The following is a 19,826-nucleotide window of genomic DNA, read 5'->3' on the forward strand; positions in this document are numbered from 1 at the left end:
AAGTCTGACCGATTGCGTCCGCTATTCCGTGCGCAGCTGGCAAGCGTTCCTTCTTCTTACGTACGGGCTGGCCATTTTTCGGCACCTCGCCGCCACAACTCACGACTTGCCGCCACATGCTCGCCCGTTTTGCGCCGGCGGTCCCCGACGCCCCGAAATCGTGGGTTATCCCTGAACTCCTGGGTTCGCGTACTAAATAACCGGCCCGGAACCCGGAATCTCAGACGTTAACCCCCGAGATTCCGGGTTAACCCCTCCGATCACGGGGGTTAACCCATAACCGCGGGGATTAACCCCTCCACCGGCAGGCGTCGCACGACACCGGCAGGCGCGCGCCGATATCGGGATGAGCTGCTCCCCATTCCGGGGGTCGGCATCCGGAATGGGGGGTCGACCCTCGAAATTTGGCGAGTCCACCTCCCATTCCGAGGGTCGACCCTCGGAATAGGGGCGTCGGCACGGGGCGCAGGCCGGGGTGACGGCGACGGCGGCGGCGATGACGATGGCGATGGCGGTGGCGGTGGGAGTGGCTGGCCATCGGCGAGGTGGGTTACCACCGCGGAATCCGAGGTGGTAACCACCCGCACGATGGCTACCGCTCACCGTGGCTATCACTCGCCAGGCGAATGCCGTCCGCAGCAGCCAGCCATTCCAGAACGGGAAGGCGCGACCATTCGTGAAAGGGAAGGCGGGTAGCAAACGGTCAGACTTCACCCGTCCCCCTGAATAGCCCGCCGTACTTGGTGGAGCCGGGTCGGGTCAAGGGCGCGTTAGCGTCACCGGCAGGTGATGAAGCCCTTGACGCGGCCCGGGTCCACCAGACAATTCGCAAGACTCAGGGGGACGGGTGCCCGCCAACACATCCCGTACGAAGAACCAACCCGCACACCTCAGAACCAACCCAGCCCAGGAACCAACCCAGCCCAGGAACCAACCCAGCCCAGGACCAACCCTGGCGCAAACCTCAGAGGCGAACGATTCCCGTAGGCGTCTGGAACACGGCGGCCACGAGCCCAGGCTGGCCGTTCGGCCCGACCCACGCCACGTCCAGGTCGTCCAGCAGATGGTCAGCCGGATGTCCGATCCACTCGGTCACGCGGGCCGGATCGCCGGCGATCTCGAGCGCGTTCAGCCGGATGTCCTTGCCGCCGATCGACGGGTGCTGGCCTTCGTCGTCCCACTTGATGAAGAACGGCAGTTGCGGGTCGGCCATCAGACCCTTGACGCCGATCTGCCGCCAGGTGATGTTCACGCCATCCGGACGATGCCGGTTACCCGGTACGGCCTCGCGGCCGAGGCGCTGCTCCATCCGGGCCATGTCGCGGACGCAGACGACCCAGCCGAGCCAGCCGCCGCCCATCTCCTTGCGGGCGCGCACGGCGTGGCCGAACGGCGCCTTGTCGGAGGCGGGGTGGTCGAGCACGTCGACGACCTCGATGTACCGGTCGTTCTCCAGCGGCAGCACGAAGTTGACCGTGCCGAATCGCGGGTGGATACCGCCGTCGACGAACTCGGCGCCGAGCAAGGCGGACAGGCGCTCGACCGTGGCATGGACACCGTCGGGTCCGGCGGCGTACGAGAGATGATCAAGTCGCATGCCGCCATTGTGGTCCCCGGCGTCGGCGCCCGCAGAATTAGGGTGTCATAACCTCGGTCGTCGCCGGGTGCTCCAGCAGTGGCCGGCCAGTGGCCAGGTAGTTGCGGCAGATGCCCTCGAGAATCGCGTACGCCGCGTCGCCCATGAGCGTCTGCAGCTCGACCCGGCTGGACTCGAAAACGGCCTCGACGCCGACGTGCGCCTCGGTGTTGCCGGTGCAGTACCAGTCGAGGTCCGCGCCACCCGGACCCCAGCCGCGCCGGTCGTACTCCCCGATCCCGACCTCCGTGTACGACGAACCGTCCGGGCGCTCGACCTCGCGGAAGGTGCGGCGGATCGGCAGCTGCCAGCACACGTCCGGCTTGGTCTCGACGAAGTGCACGCCCTTCTTCAGCGCGAGCCCGTGCAGCGCGCAACCGGCGCCGCCTTCGAAGCCCGGGCGGTTGAGGAAGATGCAGGCGCCGTCGAAGACGCGGGTCTTGCGGTCGCCGTCGTCATCGGTCTCGACCCAGCCGTTGGTCTTGCCTTCCTTGCGGAACTGCCAGTCCTCCTTGCCGAGCAGCTTCACCCAGGTCTTGACGCGCTTCTCGTCGTCATCGTCGGAGAAGTGGGCGCCCAGCGTGCAGCAGCCGTCGTTCGGACGGCCTTTGTAGATGCCCTGACAACCACCGCCGAAGATGCAGCTCCAGCGCGACGTCAGCCAGGTCAGGTCACAACGAAAGACCTGGTCGGCATCAGCGGGGTCGGTGAACTCGGCAAAGGCGCGGGGGAAATCGAGTGAAACCTCAGGCACCGGTTAAGCCTACGTCCATTCGGCGCCGATGCGGGTGCAGCGCGGAGCATCGGCTCGGCCGGTCCAGTAGCGTGAGGGCATGCGGCTCGGCGTACTCGACGTGGGTTCCAACACCGTCCACCTGCTCGTGGTGGACGCACATCGTGGTGCCGCGCCCTTGCCGGCGTACTCCCACAAGATCGAATTGAGGCTCGCCGAGCACCTCGATGCCCGGGGCATGATCGAGCCCGCCGGCGCCGACGGCCTGGTGTCGTTCGTCGCCGAGGCGGCCGAGCTCGCCGAGGACAAGGGCTGCGAATCGGTGTACGCCTTCGCCACTTCGGCCATCCGCGAGGCGCCGAACGGCGAGGAGGTGCTGGACCGGGTCCGCGCCGAGACCGGCGTACGGCTGGTGGTCCTCACCGGCGGGGACGAGGCGCGCCTGACGTTCCTCGCCGTACGACGCTGGTTCGGCTGGTCGTCGGGCCGGCTGGCCGTGTTCGACATCGGCGGTGGGTCGCTCGAGATCGCCGCCGGGTCAGACGAGTCCCCGACCGTGGCGGTGTCGGTTCCGCTCGGCGCCGGCCGGTTGACTCGTGAGGGGTTCAGTACCGACCAGCCGAGCAAGGACGAGGTCAGGGCACTGCGCAAGCGGATCCGGGCCGAGATGGCGGCGGTTGCGGGTGACGTGCTGCGTGCGGGGCGGCCGCAGCGTTCGGTCGCGACCAGTAAGACGTTCCGATCGCTCGCGCGGGTCTGCGGTGCCGCGCCCTCGGCCGACGGGCCGTATGTGCCGCGCACGCTGGCCCGCGCCGATCTCCGCGACTGGCTGCCGAAGCTGGTCGAGATGACGCCGGACGAGCGGGCCGACCTGCCCGGGGTCTCGCACGGCCGGTCCCATCAGCTCGTCGCCGGTGCGCTAGTGGCTGACGCGGTGATGGATCTGTTCGACATACCGGAGCTCGAGGTCTGTCCCTGGGCCCTGCGCGAAGGCGTGATCCTCGCACGCCTGGACCAGCTGTAAGAAAGAAGAGTTGTGAGCACGAGAAATCGCGGGCCCAAGATCGGCCTGTCCACCGCCTCGGTCTATCCCGAGTCGACCGCCAGCGGCTTCGAGCTGGCGTCCCGGCTCGGGTATGACGGGGTCGAGGTGATGGTCGGTATCGACCCGTTGAGTACCCAGATCGACGCGATCAAGCGGCTGGTGGACTACCACCAGCTGCCGGTGCTGGCGATCCACGCGCCCTGTCTGCTGATCACCCAGCGCGTCTGGGGCACGGACCCGTGGGGCAAACTCGAGCGCAGTGCCGAGGCCGCGACCGAGTTGGGCGCGGACGTAGTCGTCGTACATCCGCCTTTTCGCTGGCAGCGCGAGTACGCGAAGGGTTTTGTCGAGGGCGTGGCCCGGCTCGAGGCTGATACCGGTGTCGCTTTCGCGGTCGAGAACATGTACCCGTGGCGTGCGCCGGGCAAAGGCCTGCAAGCGTATGCGCCGAGCTGGGATCCGACCGAGCACTCGTATGCGCACACCACCCTCGACCTGTCGCATTCCTCGACCGCCGAGCAGGACTGCGTCGAGCTCGCGCACCGGATGGGCGACACCCTCACGCATATCCACCTGACCGACGGCACCGGTTCGGCCAAGGACGAGCACCTGGTCCCGGGCCGCGGCACCCAGCGCGCCGGGGATCTGCTCGCCATGCTGGCCAATCGCGATTTCCGCGGGCATATCGTGATCGAGATCAATACCCGCCGGTCGACCAGTCGCTCCGAGCGCGAGGTCGATCTGATCGAGTCGCTGGAGTTCACCCGCAAGCACTTCAGCCGCGGGCCGGTCGCGATCGATGGCCGTCGTACCGCCTCGTTCGCGGTCAGCTCCGACGGCGAGGTGTCGGAGCTCGAGACCTGATGGCCGGCCGACGTCCCGGTGGTCCGGACACGCGTGGGGAGATCCTCACGGCGGCCCGGGAATCCTTTGCCAGCAAGGGATTCGACCGTACGTCGATCCGCGGCGTGGCGCGTGATGCCAGGGTGGACGCGGCCCTGGTGCACCACTATTTCGACGGCAAGGAAGAGCTCTTCATCGCCGCGCTGGAGCTTCCGGTCGATCCGCGAGTGGTCGCCGCAACCCTGGTGCAGGGACCGATCGACGACCTCGGCGTTCGTATCCTCACCGCCTTCCTGGGGGTGTGGGAATCGGCCGACGGGCAGTCCCGGATGAAGGCGATGGTGCGCGGGGCGGTCACCAGCGACGAGGTGGCGAAGATGTTGCGCGAGGGCATCACCCGGATGATCCTCGGCCCGGTCGCGGCCCGACTCGGTACGCCCGATGCGGCCCAGCGGGTGGCCCTGGTCGCGAGTCAGATGATGGGCCTCGTGCTGGTCCGCTACGTGCTCGAGCTCGAACCAATCGCCTCCGCCAGCACGGAAGAGCTCATCGCCCGAGTCGCCCCCACCCTCCAGGCCTATCTCACCGACTGACCCCTTTTTGAGGTTGCCAAAGGGCGCACTCGGGTCTAAATTCATCACATGGTGAATAACGCGGTGATCGGTCGCGACGTGACAGTGGTGCGCGGTGATCGGGAGGTGCTGCACGGGATCGACTTCGGTCTCGCGGCCGGGGCGGTGACGGGTCTGCTCGGGCCGTCCGGCTGCGGTAAGACCACGCTGATCCGCGCCATCGTCGGCCTGCAGGCGAAGGTCACCGGCACGGTCGAGGTCCTCGGCCTGCCGGCGGGCAATCCCAAGCTACGTGGACGAATCGGCTACGTCACTCAAGAGCCCAGCGTGTACGGCGATCTGACCGTGACGGAGAATCTCCGGTTCTTCGCGGCCGTCCTCGGTGTCGGCGGCGATGACGTCGAGCGCGTGATCGAGGCCGTCGACCTGACCGATCACGCGGATGACCTGGTGGACAGGCTTTCCGGCGGCCAGCGGTCCCGGGCGTCGCTCGCCGCGGCCCTGCTGGGTAATCCCGAACTGCTCGTGCTGGACGAACCCACGGTCGGTCTCGACCCGGTGCTCCGGCGCGATCTTTGGGAGTTGTTCCATCGCCTCGCGGACGCCGGTTCGACGTTGCTGGTGTCGAGTCACGTGATGGACGAGGCCGTGCGTTGTGACCGGCTGCTGCTGATGCGCGATGGCGATCTGCTGGCCGATGAGACGCCGGAAGCCCTTCTGGAGAAGGCGAAATCCAGCGATATCGAGACCGCGTTCCTCACCTTGATCGAGCAGAAGGAAGGTGCCCGATGAACCCCCGTGTGACCTTCGCCGTCGCCGCCCGCGTCCTTGCCCAACTCCGCCGGGACCACCGCACGGTCGCGATGCTGGTCGTGATGCCGGCGCTGCTGGTGTCGTTGATGTGGTGGATGTACAGCGATTCGCCGGCCACCTTCGATCGGGTCGGCGGTCCGTTGCTGGCGGTCTTCCCGGCGATCATCATGTTCATCGTCACGTCGGTTTCCACGCTGCGCGAACGCTCCGGCGGTACCTTGCCGAGGCTGTTCACGATGCCGATGGGCAAACTCGACTTCCTGCTCGGGTATGCCCTGGCCTTCGCGTTGATCGCCATCGTGCAAGCGGCCGTGGTGGTCTCGATCGCCTTGTACGCCTTGGATCTGGACATCCGTGGCGACGCCTGGCAACTCGGCGTGGTCGCGGTCCTCGACGGCGTTCTCGGTACGGCTTTGGGCCTGTTCGCGAGCGCCTTCGCGTCGACCGAGTTCCAGGCGGTGCAGATGATGCCGGCGGTGATGATCCCGCAACTCCTGCTCTGCGGCCTACTCGTACCCCGCGACCACCTCCCCGGCGTACTCCACGCCATCTCCGACGTACTCCCGCTCTCCTACGCGGTAGACGCCGTCGGCGGAGTCACAACCGGCCAAGGCTTCGGCTACGGCGCCGGCACCGACGCCTTGGTCGTACTCGCCTTCATCCTCGCCGCCCTATCCCTAGGCGCCGCCACCCTCCGCCGCCGCACCCCCTAAACCCCCGGCCTCTCCCGCGAGGTGCCGTCCGCATTCCGAGTCCGACCGTCGCAGTGATATCCACACCCAACCTCCCCCGACCGGACGCGAATCGCGCCACCCGCGCGAACCTCCACCACGGTCGGACGCGGAATGCGCCACCTGGGCCAACTGCTGCCACGGTCGGACGCGGAATGCGCCACCTGGGCCAACTGCTGCCACGGTCGGACGCGAAATGCGGGTCGCCTGTGGAAACCGCTGCGACGGTCGGACGCGGAATGCGGGTCGCCTGTGGACGCCGAGCCCATGGCACCTAGGTCCGACCCGCACACGTCCGGGCCGATTTGTGCAAAACCCTCTCGCGAGGTGCCTTGTTGTGTTTGCACACGCGCGACGCAAGGAGGCACCTCGCGGGAGGGTTATCCCCAGATCGACTCGAGCGTGTGCACGCGGCGTCCGGCCGTGGCTGGGACGTCCACTGGTGGCGCTCCGCATTTTGCGTCCGACCGTGGGAAGGAGGGGAGGGCTCGCGGGACGGAAAGGTGGGGGAACGCGGGTTTTCCCTTGAGTGTGCGGAGGGTTACGGGGGGTATACCACGAGTGGTAGTGGTCCGATTTAGCGGACGGGGCTTCATCCACGTAACCTGCTAACACCCCTGGCATACGGGGCCGGGTGCCGAGAAGGAGGAACGCGTCGTGCTTCGCCAGGTCCTGCTGGGTGTTTCCCGCAGCCCCCAGATCAAGAAGGCCGTGTCGTCGATGCCGGTCTCGTCCGGCATCGTGGCCCGTTTTGTCGCCGGTGAGCAGACCGATCAGGCCGTGCTCTCGACCGAGAAGCTGGTCAGCGACGGGCTGTTCGTCACGCTCGACCGCCTCGGTGAGGACGTCACGGATCTCGCCGACGCCACCGCGACGACCGACGCCTACCTCGAGCTGCTGAGCCAGTTGTCCGAGGCCGGTCTGACCCAGCACGCCGAGGTTTCGGTGAAGCTGTCCGCGGTCGGCCAGGCGCTGCCCGGCGACGGCGAGAAGATCGCGCTGGAGAACGCGCGCACGATCTGCCACGCCGCCCGCAATGCCGGCACCACGGTCACGCTCGACATGGAAGACCACACCACGACCGACTCGACGCTGGAGATTCTGCGCGAGCTGCGACAGGACTTCCCCGAGACGGGCGCGGTGCTGCAGGCCTACCTGCGCCGGACCGAGGCCGACTGCCGTGATCTCGCTCACGCCGGTTCCCGGGTCCGCCTCTGCAAGGGTGCCTACAAGGAGCCCGAGTCGGTCGCGTTCCAGGCCAAGGCCGAGGTCGACAAGTCGTACGTGCGCTGCCTGCGGATCCTGATGAACGGCGACGGCTACCCGATGGTCGCCTCGCACGACCCGCGCCTGATCCGGATCGCCGGCTCGCTCGCGGACCGGGCCGGCCGGCAGAAGGACACCTTCGAGTACCAGATGCTGTACGGCATTCGCCCGGAGGAGCAGCGCCGTCTCTCCGCCGAGGGCAACAAGGTCCGCGTCTACATCCCGTACGGCGAGGACTGGTACGGCTACCTCGTCCGCCGCCTCGCCGAGCGCCCCGCGAACCTCCGCTTCTTCCTCCGCTCCCTGATCAGCAAGAAGTAGCCCGCACCCCAAGAAGAACCCCAAGACTTCGCGGGGTTTTTGCCTTCGTTCAGTGAGCGAACCGTCGCGTTCTGCGCCCGAACCGGTTAGCCTCGCCCGGCGAGCTGGTTCGGGGGAACCACGGGAGGCGCACGCGAATGTCCGGAACCGTACCGCCGCGGCCCGAAGCCCTTGAGGGCATGGCCGAGTTCGGATCACGCCTGCGCGAGTTGCGGGTCTGGTCCGGTGTGTCCTACCGCGAGCTGCATCGCCGCATAGTCAAGGCCCGTACGGCGCGTGGGGTCGCGGAGATCCCGGCGTACGACACGGTCTACCGATGCCTTCAGCCGGGGCGAAGCCGCCTGGACGTCGAGCTGGTCGTCGACGTCGTACGGGCGCTGCTGGCCGATGAGCCCGACGAGCAGGCCGTACTCGCTTGGCGGCAGGCCTACCAACTCGTCACCGGCGCCGCCTCCGACGCGGCCGTGGTGAACGTGACCGACCGCCTCCCCGATGACCTCGACGTCTTCACCGGCCGGGCCGACGTGCTGCACAGGCTCAAGCGGTCGGTCTTCGAAGGCGGCCGTGCGGAGCCCGTGGTCGTCGTGGTCGACGGGATGGCGGGTGTCGGCAAGACCCGGCTGATCGTGCACGCGGCCCATCTCCTGCCCGGTGTGGACCAAGTCCTCGCGGTCAACCTAAGGGGCTACGACCCGCGCGAGCCCGCCGAACCCGGCGCCGTACTGGACGCCTTCGTCCGTCTGCTCGGCGTTCGGGTCAACCGCTTGCCGGGCGTCGACCACACCGCCCGTACGGCGAAACTGGGCGAGCTCCTCAAGGGAAAGCGGTCCGTCCTCCTACTCGACAACGCCGCCTCTGCCGAGCAGGTCAAACCCCTGCTCCCCGGCGTACCCGGCAGCGTGGTGCTGATCACGAGCCGCCGACGCCTCGACCTACCAGGCGCCGAACGGCTGCAACTCGGCCCGTTCACCCCGGCCGAATCCGCCGAGCTGCTGAGCAAGTCGGTCAAACCCGCACGCCTCCAAGCAGATCCGGACACGGCCGAGCGCATCGCCGTACAGGTCGGCCAGTTGCCACTCGCACTCGCGCTGGTCGCCGGCCGGATCGAGGCCAGCCCGGACTGGAGCCTCACCGATCACCTCGAGCGCTTGGTCGAGCGGGGCCGGACGTTGCGCATGGACGACGCCGTCGAGATTGCGCTCGCCCAGTCGTACGCGAGCCTGTCGCCGGCGCATCGCACGCTGCTCCGGATGCTCGCGTTGCACCCGGGCGCCGACTTCGACACCTCGGCCGCCGCCGTACTCGCGGCTGCCGAAGAGGCCGAAACGTCAACCCTGCTTGGCGATTTGCTCGCCGGAAGTCTGTTGCAACAGCGTTCGCCCGGCCGGTTCGAGATGCACGACCTGGTCCGGGTCTATGCCGCGAAATGCGGGAGCGACGAGGATCCGGCGAGTGTGCGCAGGGCGGCGTTCACCCGGCTGGTGGACCATTACCGGGCGATGGCCGCCGTCGCGATGGCGGTCTACGCGCCACATGAGACGGACTGGCGGCCGCGGGTGATGCCGTCCGTCGTACCGCTGGTGGCGCCGGCCGATCGGGACGCGGCCTTGGCGTGGCTGGAGGCTGAGCGGGTCAACCTGGTCGCGTGTGGTTTGCGGGCCGCCGAGCAGGATCTGCCTGGGCATGCCGTCGACCTGTCGTGGATCCTCTATCGCTATCTCGACGACGCCGGGCATTACGCCGACGGCGAGGTCCTGCACGCGCACGCGGCCCGGGTCGCTCCGCGCGCCTCGCGGGGCAAAACGCTGAGCAGCCTCGGCGTCGTCTACTGGCGGCTCGGCAAGTTCGGTGAAGCCCGTGAGGTGTACGCCGAGGCGCTCACGATCGCGACCGCCAGCGGAGACCACCGCGAGCGGATCCGGGCCCTGATCAACCTCGGCCTGGTGCTCGAACGGGTCGGCGCCTACGCCGAATCCCTCGCGAACTACTTCCAGGCCATCGAGATCTCGACCATGATCGGATCCCGGCTCGCGACCGCCCACGCGTTGCACAACGTGGTCCATCTGGCCGAACGGCTCGGCCGGTACGACGAGGCGTACGACCGGGCGCAGGAGTGTCTGTCCATGCTGCGCGAGACCGGCGACCGGGTGACCGAAGGCCGGACCCTGAACAGCAGGGCCCTGGTCAACCTCAGCCTCGGCCGCCTCGACCAGGCCCGCGCGGATGCCGAAGAGGCGATCGCCATCGCCCGCGAGGTCGGCAACCGTACCGGCGAGGGTTATGCCCTGATCACCAGCGGCCGGGCCCTCGGCGCACTCGGCGCGATCGAACCCGCCCGCGCCCGGCTCGACCTGGCCCTGCTGATCGCCCGCGAAGTCGCCAACCGCGACGCCGAGGCCCTCGCCCTGAACGAGTCCGGCACCCTGCACAACCTGGCCGGATCACCCGCCGCCGGGTACGACCAGCACCGCGCGGCCCTCGCCATCGCGGAAGAACTCGGCGATCCGTACGAACGGGCCCGCAGCCACCTCGGCTCCGCCCGCGCCCTCGTCCGCCTCGGCAACGACCGCGCCGCCCAAGCCGAACTCCGCCTCGCCCTGGTCCTCTTCGACCGCCTCCAAACCCCCGAAGCCGACACCGTCGCCACCCACCTCGCCGCCCTCTCCGCCTGACGTTGTCTTCTTTTCGTTCATTCGTCGGAATCCGCCCTCTTCCCGCCGCGGCGCTGCACAGGTCCGCCTAGCTGAGAGGGCGAATTCCGACGAATGAACGAAAAGAAGGGGTTGACCGGATTCGATCGGGAAGTGGGACAGCGGGGGTGGCGTAGTGCCAGGTTCTGGGCACTGCCCAGTGAGAAGGAGTTCGGAAATGCGCATGCCTCTTAGGACACTTGGTATCGCGGCTACTTCGGCCGCCCTGCTGACGCTCGGTATCACGCCCGCGATGGCCGAGGACGGCCACATCTACGTGCATGTCGCCACGTTCCCGTCGGGTGGTGACTCAGGCGGCTCGTCGTACGCGGACCTCAACTTCACCGCCGACCGCTCGGTCACGTACAACAACTGGGTCATCAACGACACCTGCCCGGGTGACGGCTACCGCGTGATCGCGCGGGCCCGCGCGCAGCTCCGCAGCGGCGCGTACGCCAATGGCTCGTGGCACGAGGACGACGGCACCTGCGAGAGCGACGCGTGGGGCCCGTACGACGGCAAGGAGCTGAACACCAGCGGCGACATCATGCGCGCGGGTATCCAGGTCTGCGTCGACCTCGGCAGCAGCCTCAAGTGCGAGACGGAGTTCCGCGACAACCCGCACACGTAATACCGCGATCCACTGCCCCCACAGTGGCAGCCCGGCCGGCCTCGCCCCCACGAGCCGGCCGGCTGCCCTGGGTAACCGTCTCAGCGACACTCCGATCTTGTAATCGGACTGTGACAAACAGTTAGACTCCCCTCGGAACTGGGGAGGTCCGAGTGATGCTGGCAACTGAGGGGGCTCCGGGCCCGATTGGCGCCCGGACGGTCGACGAACTGAGCGCACGCCTTCGCGCCCTGCAGGCCTGGTCGGGAGTGTCCTACCGGGAGATCCATCGCCGAGTGGTTCGATCCCGGCAAGAGCGGAACGTTGCCGAGATCCCGGCGTACAACACGGTTTACCGCTGTCTGAGCCCCGGCCGTTGCCGGCTTGACGTGGAACTGGTCGTCGATATCGCCCGCGTGCTGCTCGACGACGAGGCCCGGGTGGCCGAGTGGCGGCAGGCGCATCAGGTGGTGAGCGGGCTCGCGGCCGACGCCTCCGTGGTCAGCGTCGAGGCCCTGCCGGACGACCCGGGCGCGTTCACCGGCCGTGCCGCCGAGCTGACGGCCGCCCTCGACAGCAGTACGGCGCGAGGCCTGCTGCTGGTGGAAGGAATGCCCGGCGTCGGCAAGACCACTCTGGCCGCACACCTCGCTCACCGGCTGATCGAGCGCGGACATGGCGGCGAGATCCAGTTCGCCGTGAACCTGCGCGGCCATGACCCGGACCGTCTGCCCGCCGATCCAGGCGCAGTCCTCGACGGATTCCTCCGCCGCCTCGGCGTGTCCGGCAGTCGCATCCACGGCCTCGACGTCTGCGGCCGCTCGGCCCTGTTCCGCCGGTTGATCGCGGGCAAGCAGGCGCTGATCCTGCTCGACAACGCCGCCTCCGAGGAGCAGGTCGAGCCTTTGCTCTCCTCTGGTCCGGACTGCTTCACGGTCGTGACCAGTCGTCGCCACCTCGCCGGTTTGCCCGAGGCCCGGCGGTTGCGGCTCGGCGTGTTCAGCCTGGCCGAGTCGCTGGCATTGCTCGCGCGTACGGCGGGCCGGGCCGTGGTCGACGCGGATCCCGGAACAGCGCGCCGTATCGCTGAACTGGCGGGCCACCTGCCACTCGCCCTCGCCGTACTGGCCAGCCGGATCAAGGCAACACCCGGCTGGTCGCTTCGGGATCACCTCGAGCGGCTGGTCGAGCACCGGGCCCGGTTGCGCCTCGACGACGGTGTGGCGCTCGCGCTCTCCTCGTCGTACGAGGCGATGGGGCCGGATAGTAGGCGGTTGCTGCGATTGCTGTCAGTGCATCCCGGCCGCGACTTCGACCAGCGGGCGGCGGCTGCGCTTGCGGGGGTCGAGCCGGACGAGGCCGCGCGGCTGTTGTCGGAGCTCGTGCGCGCAAGCCTGGTTCAGGATCGCGGGCAGGGGCGGTACGACCTGCACGACCTGATTCGCGTCCTGGCGTCGGACCGGGCGCAGGACGAAGAGGCTCCGGCCGTACGTCGTACCGCGCTCGACGGTCTCTTCGGGTACTACCGATCGGCGGTCGCATCGGCGGCCACCAGCTACGCGCCGCATGACTGGTTGCGTTGGGGTGACGCCGTTGGGATGGCCGAAAAGTTGCCCGCAGCAACGGATCCCGCGACGGCTCGTGCCTGGCTTGATCGCGAACGGCCCAACCTCGTCGCGACGGCTTTGGCTGCCGCCGACCACGGCCGGCCGGGGTACGTGACCGATATGTCGATGATGCTGCACTACTACCTCGACACCGCCGGGTTCTTCTGCGAGGCGGAGACATTGCATCGCGAGGCGGTGCGCTGCGCGATCGACGACGACACTCGCAGCCGCGCGTACAACGTATTGGGCTGTGTTTATTGGCGATTGGGCTGCTACGCAAACGGTCGGGACGCGTACGAGCGCGCGCTCGATCTGGCTCGCGGGGTCGGGAATCAGAAGGGCGTCGGCAGCGGCCTGTCGAACGTTGCCCTCGGCCACTACCGGCTCGGCCGGTATCGCGACGCGATCGAGCATCACCTGGGCGCGCTGTCGATTTTCGTTGCTATCGACAACAAACCTCGGCAGAGTACGACGCTTGCCGGGCTGGGGTGGAGTTCGCTTCGACTGGGCCGGTATTCCGAGGCGCTCGAGTATTTCCTGCGCAGCCTCGAGATCACTCGCGGTCTCGGCGATAACGGGACTTTCGAGGAGGCGTACGCGCTCGCCAATGCCGGCGCGGCGTACGAGCTGCTCGGGCGGCGGGCGGATGCCCGGACCCACTACGAGGCATCGCTCGCGTTGTCCCGGCAGCTCGGCTATCCCGGTGGGCAGAGCGACGCGCTGAACGGGTTGGGCCGGTTGTACCTGGCGGATGGACGGGTCGGTTGGGCCGTGCGTTGTCATCGCGAGGCGCTCGAGCTGTGCGACGGGATCGGCAATCGGCCGCTCACGATCGAGGTCCGCAACGATCTCGGCAAGGCCCTGCGGCAGGCGGGCCGACCGGATCTGGCGTTGGAGCAGTTCGAGCTCGCGCTGGATGAGGCGAAGGCGCTGGACGACCGGTTCGAGTTGGCCCGGGCGCACGCGGGTCTTGGCGCCGTACGGGCTCAGGAGTGTGCGTTTGAGGTCGCGGCGCAGTGCTGGCAGCGGGCGTTTGACCTGTTCGAGGCGCTGGACGCGCCGGAGGCGGTTGACGCACGTAAGGCGCTGGACGCTGTGGAGACGACGGCCGAGCTAAAAGGCGCCGAGCTGAACGACGGAAGTGGCCGCCGGGAATCACTCCCGACGGCCGCACCCTGAGTTCGGCTCGATCAGCAGAGGGTGCCGTCCGACACCTTGTGGTACAGCGACCAGCCGGTGAAGTTGCGCTCCACGCCGTCCTTCTCCTCGTACAGACGGAAGCGGACGCACTTGGTCTCGTCGTGGTCGTACTTGCAGACGCCCCAGCCGTCGGCGGCCGGAAGCGAGCCGCAGTACCGGTTCTTGCCGTAGTTCGTCTGCACGTGGACCCAGGCCTGCCAGCCGTTGGCATCCAGGTCGCGGATCCACTGGTCGTCGCTGTTCGGCACGAAACAGGTCTGCGCGAACGCGGAGGTCATGACCGGGTTACAGCCCGTCGGAGCGGCGGCCGTGACGAACTTGCCCGTGCTGGTCGCCGTCGCCTTGGGGGCTTCGTCGACGACCGGCGCGGCCGCTGCCAGGCCGGCACCGCTGATCGTGAGCACCGCGGTGGCGGCGACCATGGTGAACACGCGCCGAGTGGTGCCAAGAATCTTGCTCATACAGGAGGTCCTTCCAGGGCGGGGACTGTCTGACACCCCAAACCCTCGCGGTCCACCCCCTGACCTGACCCACTTCTCGATCAAACTCGACCACTACTCTGTTCGGTATGACAGGTCAGGTTGCAATTCTCGGTGCCGGTGTGATGGGGGAGACGCTGCTCTCCGGGCTGCTGCGGGCTGGGCGGCAACCGGGGGAGCTGCTGATCACCGAGCGCCGGGAGGAACGCGCCGCCGAGCTGCGCGAGCGGTACGGCGTGGACGTGGTGACGAACTCCGAGGCTGCCGCGAAGGCCGAGACCCTGGTGCTGGTGGTCAAGCCGCAGGACATGCCCGAGCTGCTCGCCGAGATCGCGCCCATGGTGCGTCCGGACCAGACCGTGGTGTCCCTGGCGGCGGGTATCACGACCGTCTTCATCGAGTCGCGGCTGCCCGCGGGCGTCGCCGTCGTCCGGGTCATGCCGAACACGCCAGCCCTGGTCGACGAGGGCATGGCCGCGATCTCCCGAGGCGCGCACTGCGATGAGAGCCACCTCGTGCTCGCCGAGGGGCTGCTCGCCGCGACCGGCAAGGTCGTCCGGGTGCCCGAGAAGCAGCAGGACGCCGTCACCGCGGTATCCGGTTCGGGTCCGGCGTACATCTTCTTTGTGGTCGAGGCGATGATCGAGGCGGGCGTGCACATGGGCCTGCCGCGTTCCACCGCGACCGAGTTGGTCGTCCAGACCGTTGTCGGTTCGGCCAAACTGCTGCGCGAGACGGGCGAACACCCGACCGTGCTCCGCGAGCGCGTCACCTCACCGGGCGGTACGACGGCCGCCGCCGTCCGCGAACTCGAGGACCACAAGGTCCGCGCCGCCTTCCTCTCCGCCATCGAAGCCGCCCGCAACCGCTCCCGCGCCCTCGCCGCCGAGTAGTTCCGCCTCCCCGAGCGGCCTGGGTGGCGTTCGCGAGCGGCAGAAGAAAGGGCTTGGGCCGGGCATGACGAAGACGTTGGACGCGGAGGTTGCGCGTCGGTGGGTTGCGGCGGGGGTGCCGAGTTGGGTTTATCGGTATGTGTTGCCCGCGGTCTGGCTGGCGGCGATGGTCGTGTCGGTCGCGTTCGACGACTCGAGGTGTTTGCAGGATGATCCGTGCCTCGCGGATGCGACCTTCTCGATCGCGTTGGTCGCCTGCCTCGGATCACTGGCGTTGTGGTGGTGGATGCCACGCGTGGCGGCAGCACTCGGCATCACTTTCGCCGTACTGGACGTCTGGTTCGACGATATTCCCGAGGCGCAGCTGGCCTGGGCGGCGTACGGCGTGCTCTGTCTGGCGTTATTGGTCTGGCTGACGTTCAGCCGGAATCGCCAGGTCACCCTGACGCGCGATCTAGCCCGCCGGCCGGTCGTACTGCCGCCGGCGGAACCAGTCGGGTTCACCTGGCGACTCGGCGCGATGGGCCTCGCGATCGTGGTGGCGGCCGTCTCGCTCGTCGTCATGAACCGGCAGGACGCCGAGGAGCGGGACCACCTGAGCCGGGCCGTCCAGCACTCCGCGAAGGTCGTCGCCGTACTCGATGAAGGCGAGATCGAGCTGGCCATCCCCGACGGCGCGAACCGGAAGATCACGCCGTACGAGACGTATGTCGTGGGCGAGCGAATCGCCGTACTGGTCGATCCCGACGACTCGAGTTGGTTCCGGCTCGTAGGGGAGCCCGCTGACAACACGTGGTGGTACACGGTCGCAGGTGGTGCCCTGCTGCTCGGCCTGCTGCTGGTCGGGACGGACCTTCGCAGGCGGCGAATCCGGCCGAGGCGGCGCGTTACGACGACCGGCCTACCGGTGCTGATCGCGCCGGACGCGGGGATGAGGTTCGCAGTGTTCGCGGCCGACGACCGGGACTTCGAGCACGTGCTGGCGTTCGTGGACGCGCTGCCCGATGACCCGGACCAGGCGGGCGAGCTGGACGCGGCGTACGACCTCCTCGATAAGGAAGAGGCCGAGTTCGTGCCCGCTACGGTACGGCGGACCTGGGCCGAAGGGTTGCGCAAGTACGAGGGAAACGCCTTGCTGGTAGGCGATCTGGTCGAAGGTTCGTGGGTCACACTGGTCATCGGCGACACCGTCATGCGCGCGTCCAGCCCGTTGCGGGCGGTCCGGGTCAGCCCGCTGGAGTTGCTGCCGGGATCACTCGGCCAGCGCTTCGAGCGGGAGGAGTTCGAGGGCCTCTCGACTGTTGACGAGTCTGAGGAGGAAGAGCCCGAGGCTGCCGAACCGGCTGAGGATGTCCCACCGCTGCCCTGGCACGTCCCGATCGAACCGGCGCCGTGGTGGACAAAGTTGTTGCTGGTGGCACCTTTCGTGATCGCGCCGGCGGTGCTCTGGGCCAATCCCGGTGACTGGTGGTTGGGCGTCCTCGCCCTTGGCGCGGGCGGCGGCGGGATCAACTTCGCGTGCCTCTATCTGTTGCACGGCGTGGTTTTCGAGGCGAACGCGATGGAGATCCGGTCGACCACTCAGGTTCATCGGGTGCCGTGGCAAGGCGTTAAGTCGATCGAGGTGGCGGGCGAGCAGATCACCTTCGAGACCGACGACGACTTCCACGTTGTGGGCGGTCTCGACGAGGAACGAACCACTCCGCAGTACGTCGCATCGGTGGCCGAGGCGCTTCGCGTCCGCTCCCAACCGACCACCTCCCAAACCCGCCTCGCATCCGGTGCCGCGATGATCGCCGCCTACGTCCTGCTTTGCGCTGCGACGTTTTTCCTCCGCTACTAGGATTTGCGGATGGACTTCTCCTTATGGCCGGCGTTGAGGCACGACTGGGACGGCATCCTCGAAGGCGCCGAGTATGCGGAACGCACCGGCTGGCACGGCGTCTGGTTCGCCGACCACTTCATGGACAACAACGACCAGCGGTCCGGGTCGATCCTGGAGTGCTTCTCGGTCCTCTCCGCCCTGGCCGTCCGCACCGAACGCGTCCGCCTGGGCTCGCTGGTCGCGGGCAACACCTACCGCCACCCGGCCGTCGTCGCGAACCAGGCGGCCGCCATCGATCAGCTCAGCCGCGGCCGGTTCGTGCTCGGTATCGGCGCGGGCTGGCAGGTCAACGAGCACGAGGCGTACGGCATCGAGCTGCCGCCGGTGAAGGAACTGCTCGCGCGATTCGACGAGGCCTGCCAGGTCTTCACCGCCTTGCTGACGCAGGAACGCGCCGATTTCGAGGGCAAGTTCTACCAGCTGTCGGACGCGCCGATGCACCCCAAACCGGCGAACCTGCCACTGCTGATCGGCGCCGCGGGGGAGAAGGTCGCCCTCGGCATCGTCGCCCGCTACGCCGACGAGTGGAACCACTGGGGTACGCCGGAAACGGCCGCCCACAAGGGAAAAGTCTTCCGCGAACACTGCGAGCGCATCGGCCGCGACCCCAGCACGGTACGACGCTCGACGCAGGCCTTGATCGAGATCATCGAACCGGGTGATACCGAGGCGAAACAGCGCCGCGACGATCTCCTGGCTCGCGTCCGTCACGTCGTGATGGGCAGCGCCGAGGAGGTCCGCGACGCCGTCGGCCGATACGCCGAAGCCGGCATCGACGAACTCATCATCCCCGACTCCGCCCTCGGCGACGGCCCCCGCCGCTTCGACGCCCTAGAACGCCTCCGCCAAGAAGCCTTCGCCTAACGAACCTTTTCATTCATTCGTCGGAATCCGCCCTCTGCCGTCCGCTGACCTGCACCTGTCCGCTGTGCTGAGAGGGCGGATTCCGACGAATGAATGAAAAGGTTCTGGGGACGGCCTAGTTGCCGGGATCGGGTGTGGTCCAAGCGCCGACGCCGCAGTACTTCTCGTACGGCTTGCCGGGGGCGCACCACTTCTGCCAGTCCTCCATGTTTCGGATGGTCACGGTGGGCGGAGGTGGTGTCGGTTGGATCGTGGTCGCCGTGGCGGTCTTGGTCGGCCGAGGTGTGGGCCGAGTCGACGCGGACGTCTTGGTCGGCGTTGGCTTCGTCGCCCTGATCACCGGTTTGGCCTCGGTACGACGCGGCGTGGTGGTCGCGCTCGGCTTGGCCGGTTTGGGCGCGGGCGTCTTGGCGACTCGCGTCGGCTTGGCCGTTGGCGTCGTACTCGGAGTCTGACTGGTCTCACTGGTGGTGCTGGTGATGGCCTGCGCGTCATTGCCGTCGCCGGTGTTCATCACGGCGACGATCCAGCCTGCGGCGACCAGGGTGAGCCCGACGGTCAACGCCGTTCTGACCACGGCCTTGCGCTCGGCACCGCCGTACAGCCCGACCGGGCCGCGGGTCGGTCGGCCTTCGCCGTCGACCCAGAACTCCCAGTCCGCGGGAGCCGGCGGCCAGCTCGGATGCGGCTGCCAGCCCTTCGGCGGCTCCCAGTTCCGGCGTGGTGGCACGGGCCAGTCAGGTGGGACTCTGAAGACCTTCACATCACTCTCCTCACCACATGTCAACCCGCGACAGCGCATAAGGTTACGTGAGGATCACAGTCAGGTCATATTCAGATCAGCGACCACCGGCCAGTGATCACTGGGCAGCCGCCCGTCGAACCGTTCGTAGGCGATCCGCGCGCCGACACAGCTGAGGCCTTTGCCGATCAGGATGTGGTCGATCCGGTCCCGGTCCTCGGCACCGGTGAACTCATGGTCGGTGCCGCCCGCATCGGCCGGAAGGGTCTGCCGCCAGCCAGCATTCGTCAACGCCTGCAGGGGTTCCGAGTCGGGCGTCGCGTTGAGATCGCCGAGCAGAACCCAGGGCAGATCGGGCTCAGCGGCGAGCCAGCGGTCGAGCAACAACGACGACTCGAGCCGTGCCGTCGCGCCCGCGTGGTCGTAATGCGTGTTCGCGATCCCCAGGGCCTTGCCGCTCTCGCGATGCCGCAATCGGACCAGGGTGGCGATCCGAGTGAGGTCCGCGTCCCATCCGACGGAACCCGGGCGTTCTGGTTCCACGGACAGCCAGCGCGTCGCGTGCGATTCCACTAGCCACTGCGAACGTCGTACCAACACAGTCGCGTGCTCGCCGGCCGCGTCGCCGTCGTCCCGTCCTGCACCGACTAGCTCGTACGCCGGGAGCGCCTCGCGCAAATACGCCAACTGATCCGGCAACACCTCCTGCAACCCGATCACGTCGGCGTCCAGCGCCTCGATCGCCGCGACGGTCGCCCCACGCCGTACCGGCCAAGAGTCGTCACCATCATCGGCCGACGAGTTCCGGATATTGAACGTCCCGACCCGCAATCCCATACCCCGATCCTGCCATCCCCTCCTGTGGTTGCGTTCATTCGTCGGAATCCGCCCTCTTG

General features: G+C 68.0%; 17 protein-coding genes. 12 read left to right on the forward strand and 5 right to left on the reverse strand.

Annotated elements, in window-relative coordinates:
* Positions 1-964 precede the first annotated feature (964 nt).
* Both OG394_RS30720 and OG394_RS30725 read right to left on the reverse strand, forming a co-directional pair.
* Entirely contained in the window at positions 965-1,597 is a 633-nt protein-coding gene (locus OG394_RS30720) for a VOC family protein (protein ID WP_328990649.1), read from the reverse strand.
* A 37-nt stretch (positions 1,598-1,634) separates the two neighbouring features.
* Positions 1,635-2,390 carry a hypothetical protein gene (locus tag OG394_RS30725; RefSeq protein WP_328990650.1) on the reverse strand — a complete coding sequence of 252 codons (756 nt, stop codon included), beginning with the start codon at positions 2,388-2,390 and terminating at the stop codon, positions 1,635-1,637.
* 79 nt (positions 2,391-2,469) lie between these two features.
* On the opposite strand from OG394_RS30725, the gene OG394_RS30730 reads away from it, so the two are divergent.
* The 9 genes from OG394_RS30730 (at position 2,470) to OG394_RS30770 (ending at position 14,046) form a co-directional block, all read left to right on the forward strand.
* Entirely contained in the window at positions 2,470-3,393 is a 924-nt protein-coding gene (locus OG394_RS30730) for a Ppx/GppA phosphatase family protein (RefSeq protein ID WP_328990651.1), read from the forward strand.
* A 12-nt stretch (positions 3,394-3,405) separates the two neighbouring features.
* Complete coding sequence (locus OG394_RS30735; RefSeq protein ID WP_328990652.1) at positions 3,406-4,278, forward strand: sugar phosphate isomerase/epimerase family protein; 873 nt, start codon at positions 3,406-3,408, stop codon at positions 4,276-4,278.
* Positions 4,278-4,850 carry a TetR/AcrR family transcriptional regulator gene (locus OG394_RS30740; RefSeq protein WP_328990653.1) on the forward strand — a complete coding sequence of 191 codons (573 nt, stop codon included), beginning with the start codon at positions 4,278-4,280 and terminating at the stop codon, positions 4,848-4,850. The genes OG394_RS30735 and OG394_RS30740 overlap by 1 nt, the downstream gene beginning before the upstream one ends.
* Before the next feature lie 48 nt (positions 4,851-4,898).
* Positions 4,899-5,621: an ABC transporter ATP-binding protein gene (locus OG394_RS30745; protein ID WP_328990654.1), complete on the forward strand. Its 723-nt coding sequence runs from the start codon at positions 4,899-4,901 to the stop codon at positions 5,619-5,621.
* Entirely contained in the window at positions 5,618-6,355 is a 738-nt protein-coding gene (locus tag OG394_RS30750) for an ABC transporter permease (RefSeq protein ID WP_328990655.1), read from the forward strand. The genes OG394_RS30745 and OG394_RS30750 overlap by 4 nt, the downstream gene beginning before the upstream one ends.
* Positions 6,356-7,030: 675 nt before the next feature.
* Positions 7,031-7,960: a proline dehydrogenase family protein gene (locus tag OG394_RS30755; protein ID WP_328990656.1), complete on the forward strand. Its 930-nt coding sequence runs from the start codon at positions 7,031-7,033 to the stop codon at positions 7,958-7,960.
* 137 nt (positions 7,961-8,097) lie between these two features.
* The gene (locus tag OG394_RS30760; RefSeq protein WP_328990657.1) at positions 8,098-10,632 is read left to right on the forward strand and encodes a tetratricopeptide repeat protein; all 2,535 of its coding nucleotides are present in this window, start codon (positions 8,098-8,100) and stop codon (positions 10,630-10,632) included.
* A 196-nt stretch (positions 10,633-10,828) separates the two neighbouring features.
* The gene (locus OG394_RS30765) at positions 10,829-11,281 is read left to right on the forward strand and encodes a hypothetical protein (RefSeq protein ID WP_328990658.1); all 453 of its coding nucleotides are present in this window, start codon (positions 10,829-10,831) and stop codon (positions 11,279-11,281) included.
* A 155-nt stretch (positions 11,282-11,436) separates the two neighbouring features.
* A complete protein-coding gene (locus OG394_RS30770; RefSeq protein WP_328990659.1) occupies positions 11,437-14,046 on the forward strand; it encodes a tetratricopeptide repeat protein in 2,610 nt (869 codons plus the stop codon).
* An 11-nt stretch (positions 14,047-14,057) separates the two neighbouring features.
* Here OG394_RS30770 and OG394_RS30775 read toward each other — a convergent pair whose 3' ends face one another.
* Positions 14,058-14,528, reverse strand: coding sequence for a hypothetical protein (locus OG394_RS30775; protein WP_328990660.1), 471 nt, complete (start codon positions 14,526-14,528; stop codon positions 14,058-14,060).
* 107 nt (positions 14,529-14,635) lie between these two features.
* Here OG394_RS30775 and proC point away from each other — a divergent pair, with 107 nt between their 5' ends.
* The 3 genes from proC (at position 14,636) to OG394_RS30790 (ending at position 18,188) form a co-directional block, all read left to right on the forward strand.
* On the forward strand, positions 14,636-15,439 hold the full coding sequence (proC, locus tag OG394_RS30780; RefSeq protein WP_328990661.1) for a pyrroline-5-carboxylate reductase: 804 nt from the start codon (positions 14,636-14,638) through the stop codon (positions 15,437-15,439).
* A gap of 64 nt (positions 15,440-15,503) precedes the next feature.
* Positions 15,504-17,282: a hypothetical protein gene (locus tag OG394_RS30785; RefSeq protein ID WP_328990662.1), complete on the forward strand. Its 1,779-nt coding sequence runs from the start codon at positions 15,504-15,506 to the stop codon at positions 17,280-17,282.
* A 9-nt stretch (positions 17,283-17,291) separates the two neighbouring features.
* Positions 17,292-18,188, forward strand: a complete 897-nt coding sequence (locus tag OG394_RS30790) for a TIGR03560 family F420-dependent LLM class oxidoreductase (protein WP_328990663.1) — start codon at positions 17,292-17,294, stop codon at positions 18,186-18,188.
* 115 nt (positions 18,189-18,303) lie between these two features.
* Here the strand turns inward: OG394_RS30790 and OG394_RS30795 are convergent, their stop codons facing one another.
* Together OG394_RS30795 and OG394_RS30800 are read right to left on the reverse strand one after the other, a co-directional pair.
* Positions 18,304-18,951: a hypothetical protein gene (locus OG394_RS30795; protein ID WP_328990664.1), complete on the reverse strand. Its 648-nt coding sequence runs from the start codon at positions 18,949-18,951 to the stop codon at positions 18,304-18,306.
* A gap of 60 nt (positions 18,952-19,011) precedes the next feature.
* Entirely contained in the window at positions 19,012-19,767 is a 756-nt protein-coding gene (locus OG394_RS30800) for an endonuclease/exonuclease/phosphatase family protein (protein ID WP_328990665.1), read from the reverse strand.
* Between the last annotated feature and the right edge of the window lie 59 nt (positions 19,768-19,826).

This window comes from Kribbella sp. NBC_01245 (genome assembly GCF_036226525.1).
In the GTDB taxonomy this organism is placed as follows: Bacteria; Actinomycetota; Actinomycetes; order Propionibacteriales; family Kribbellaceae; genus Kribbella.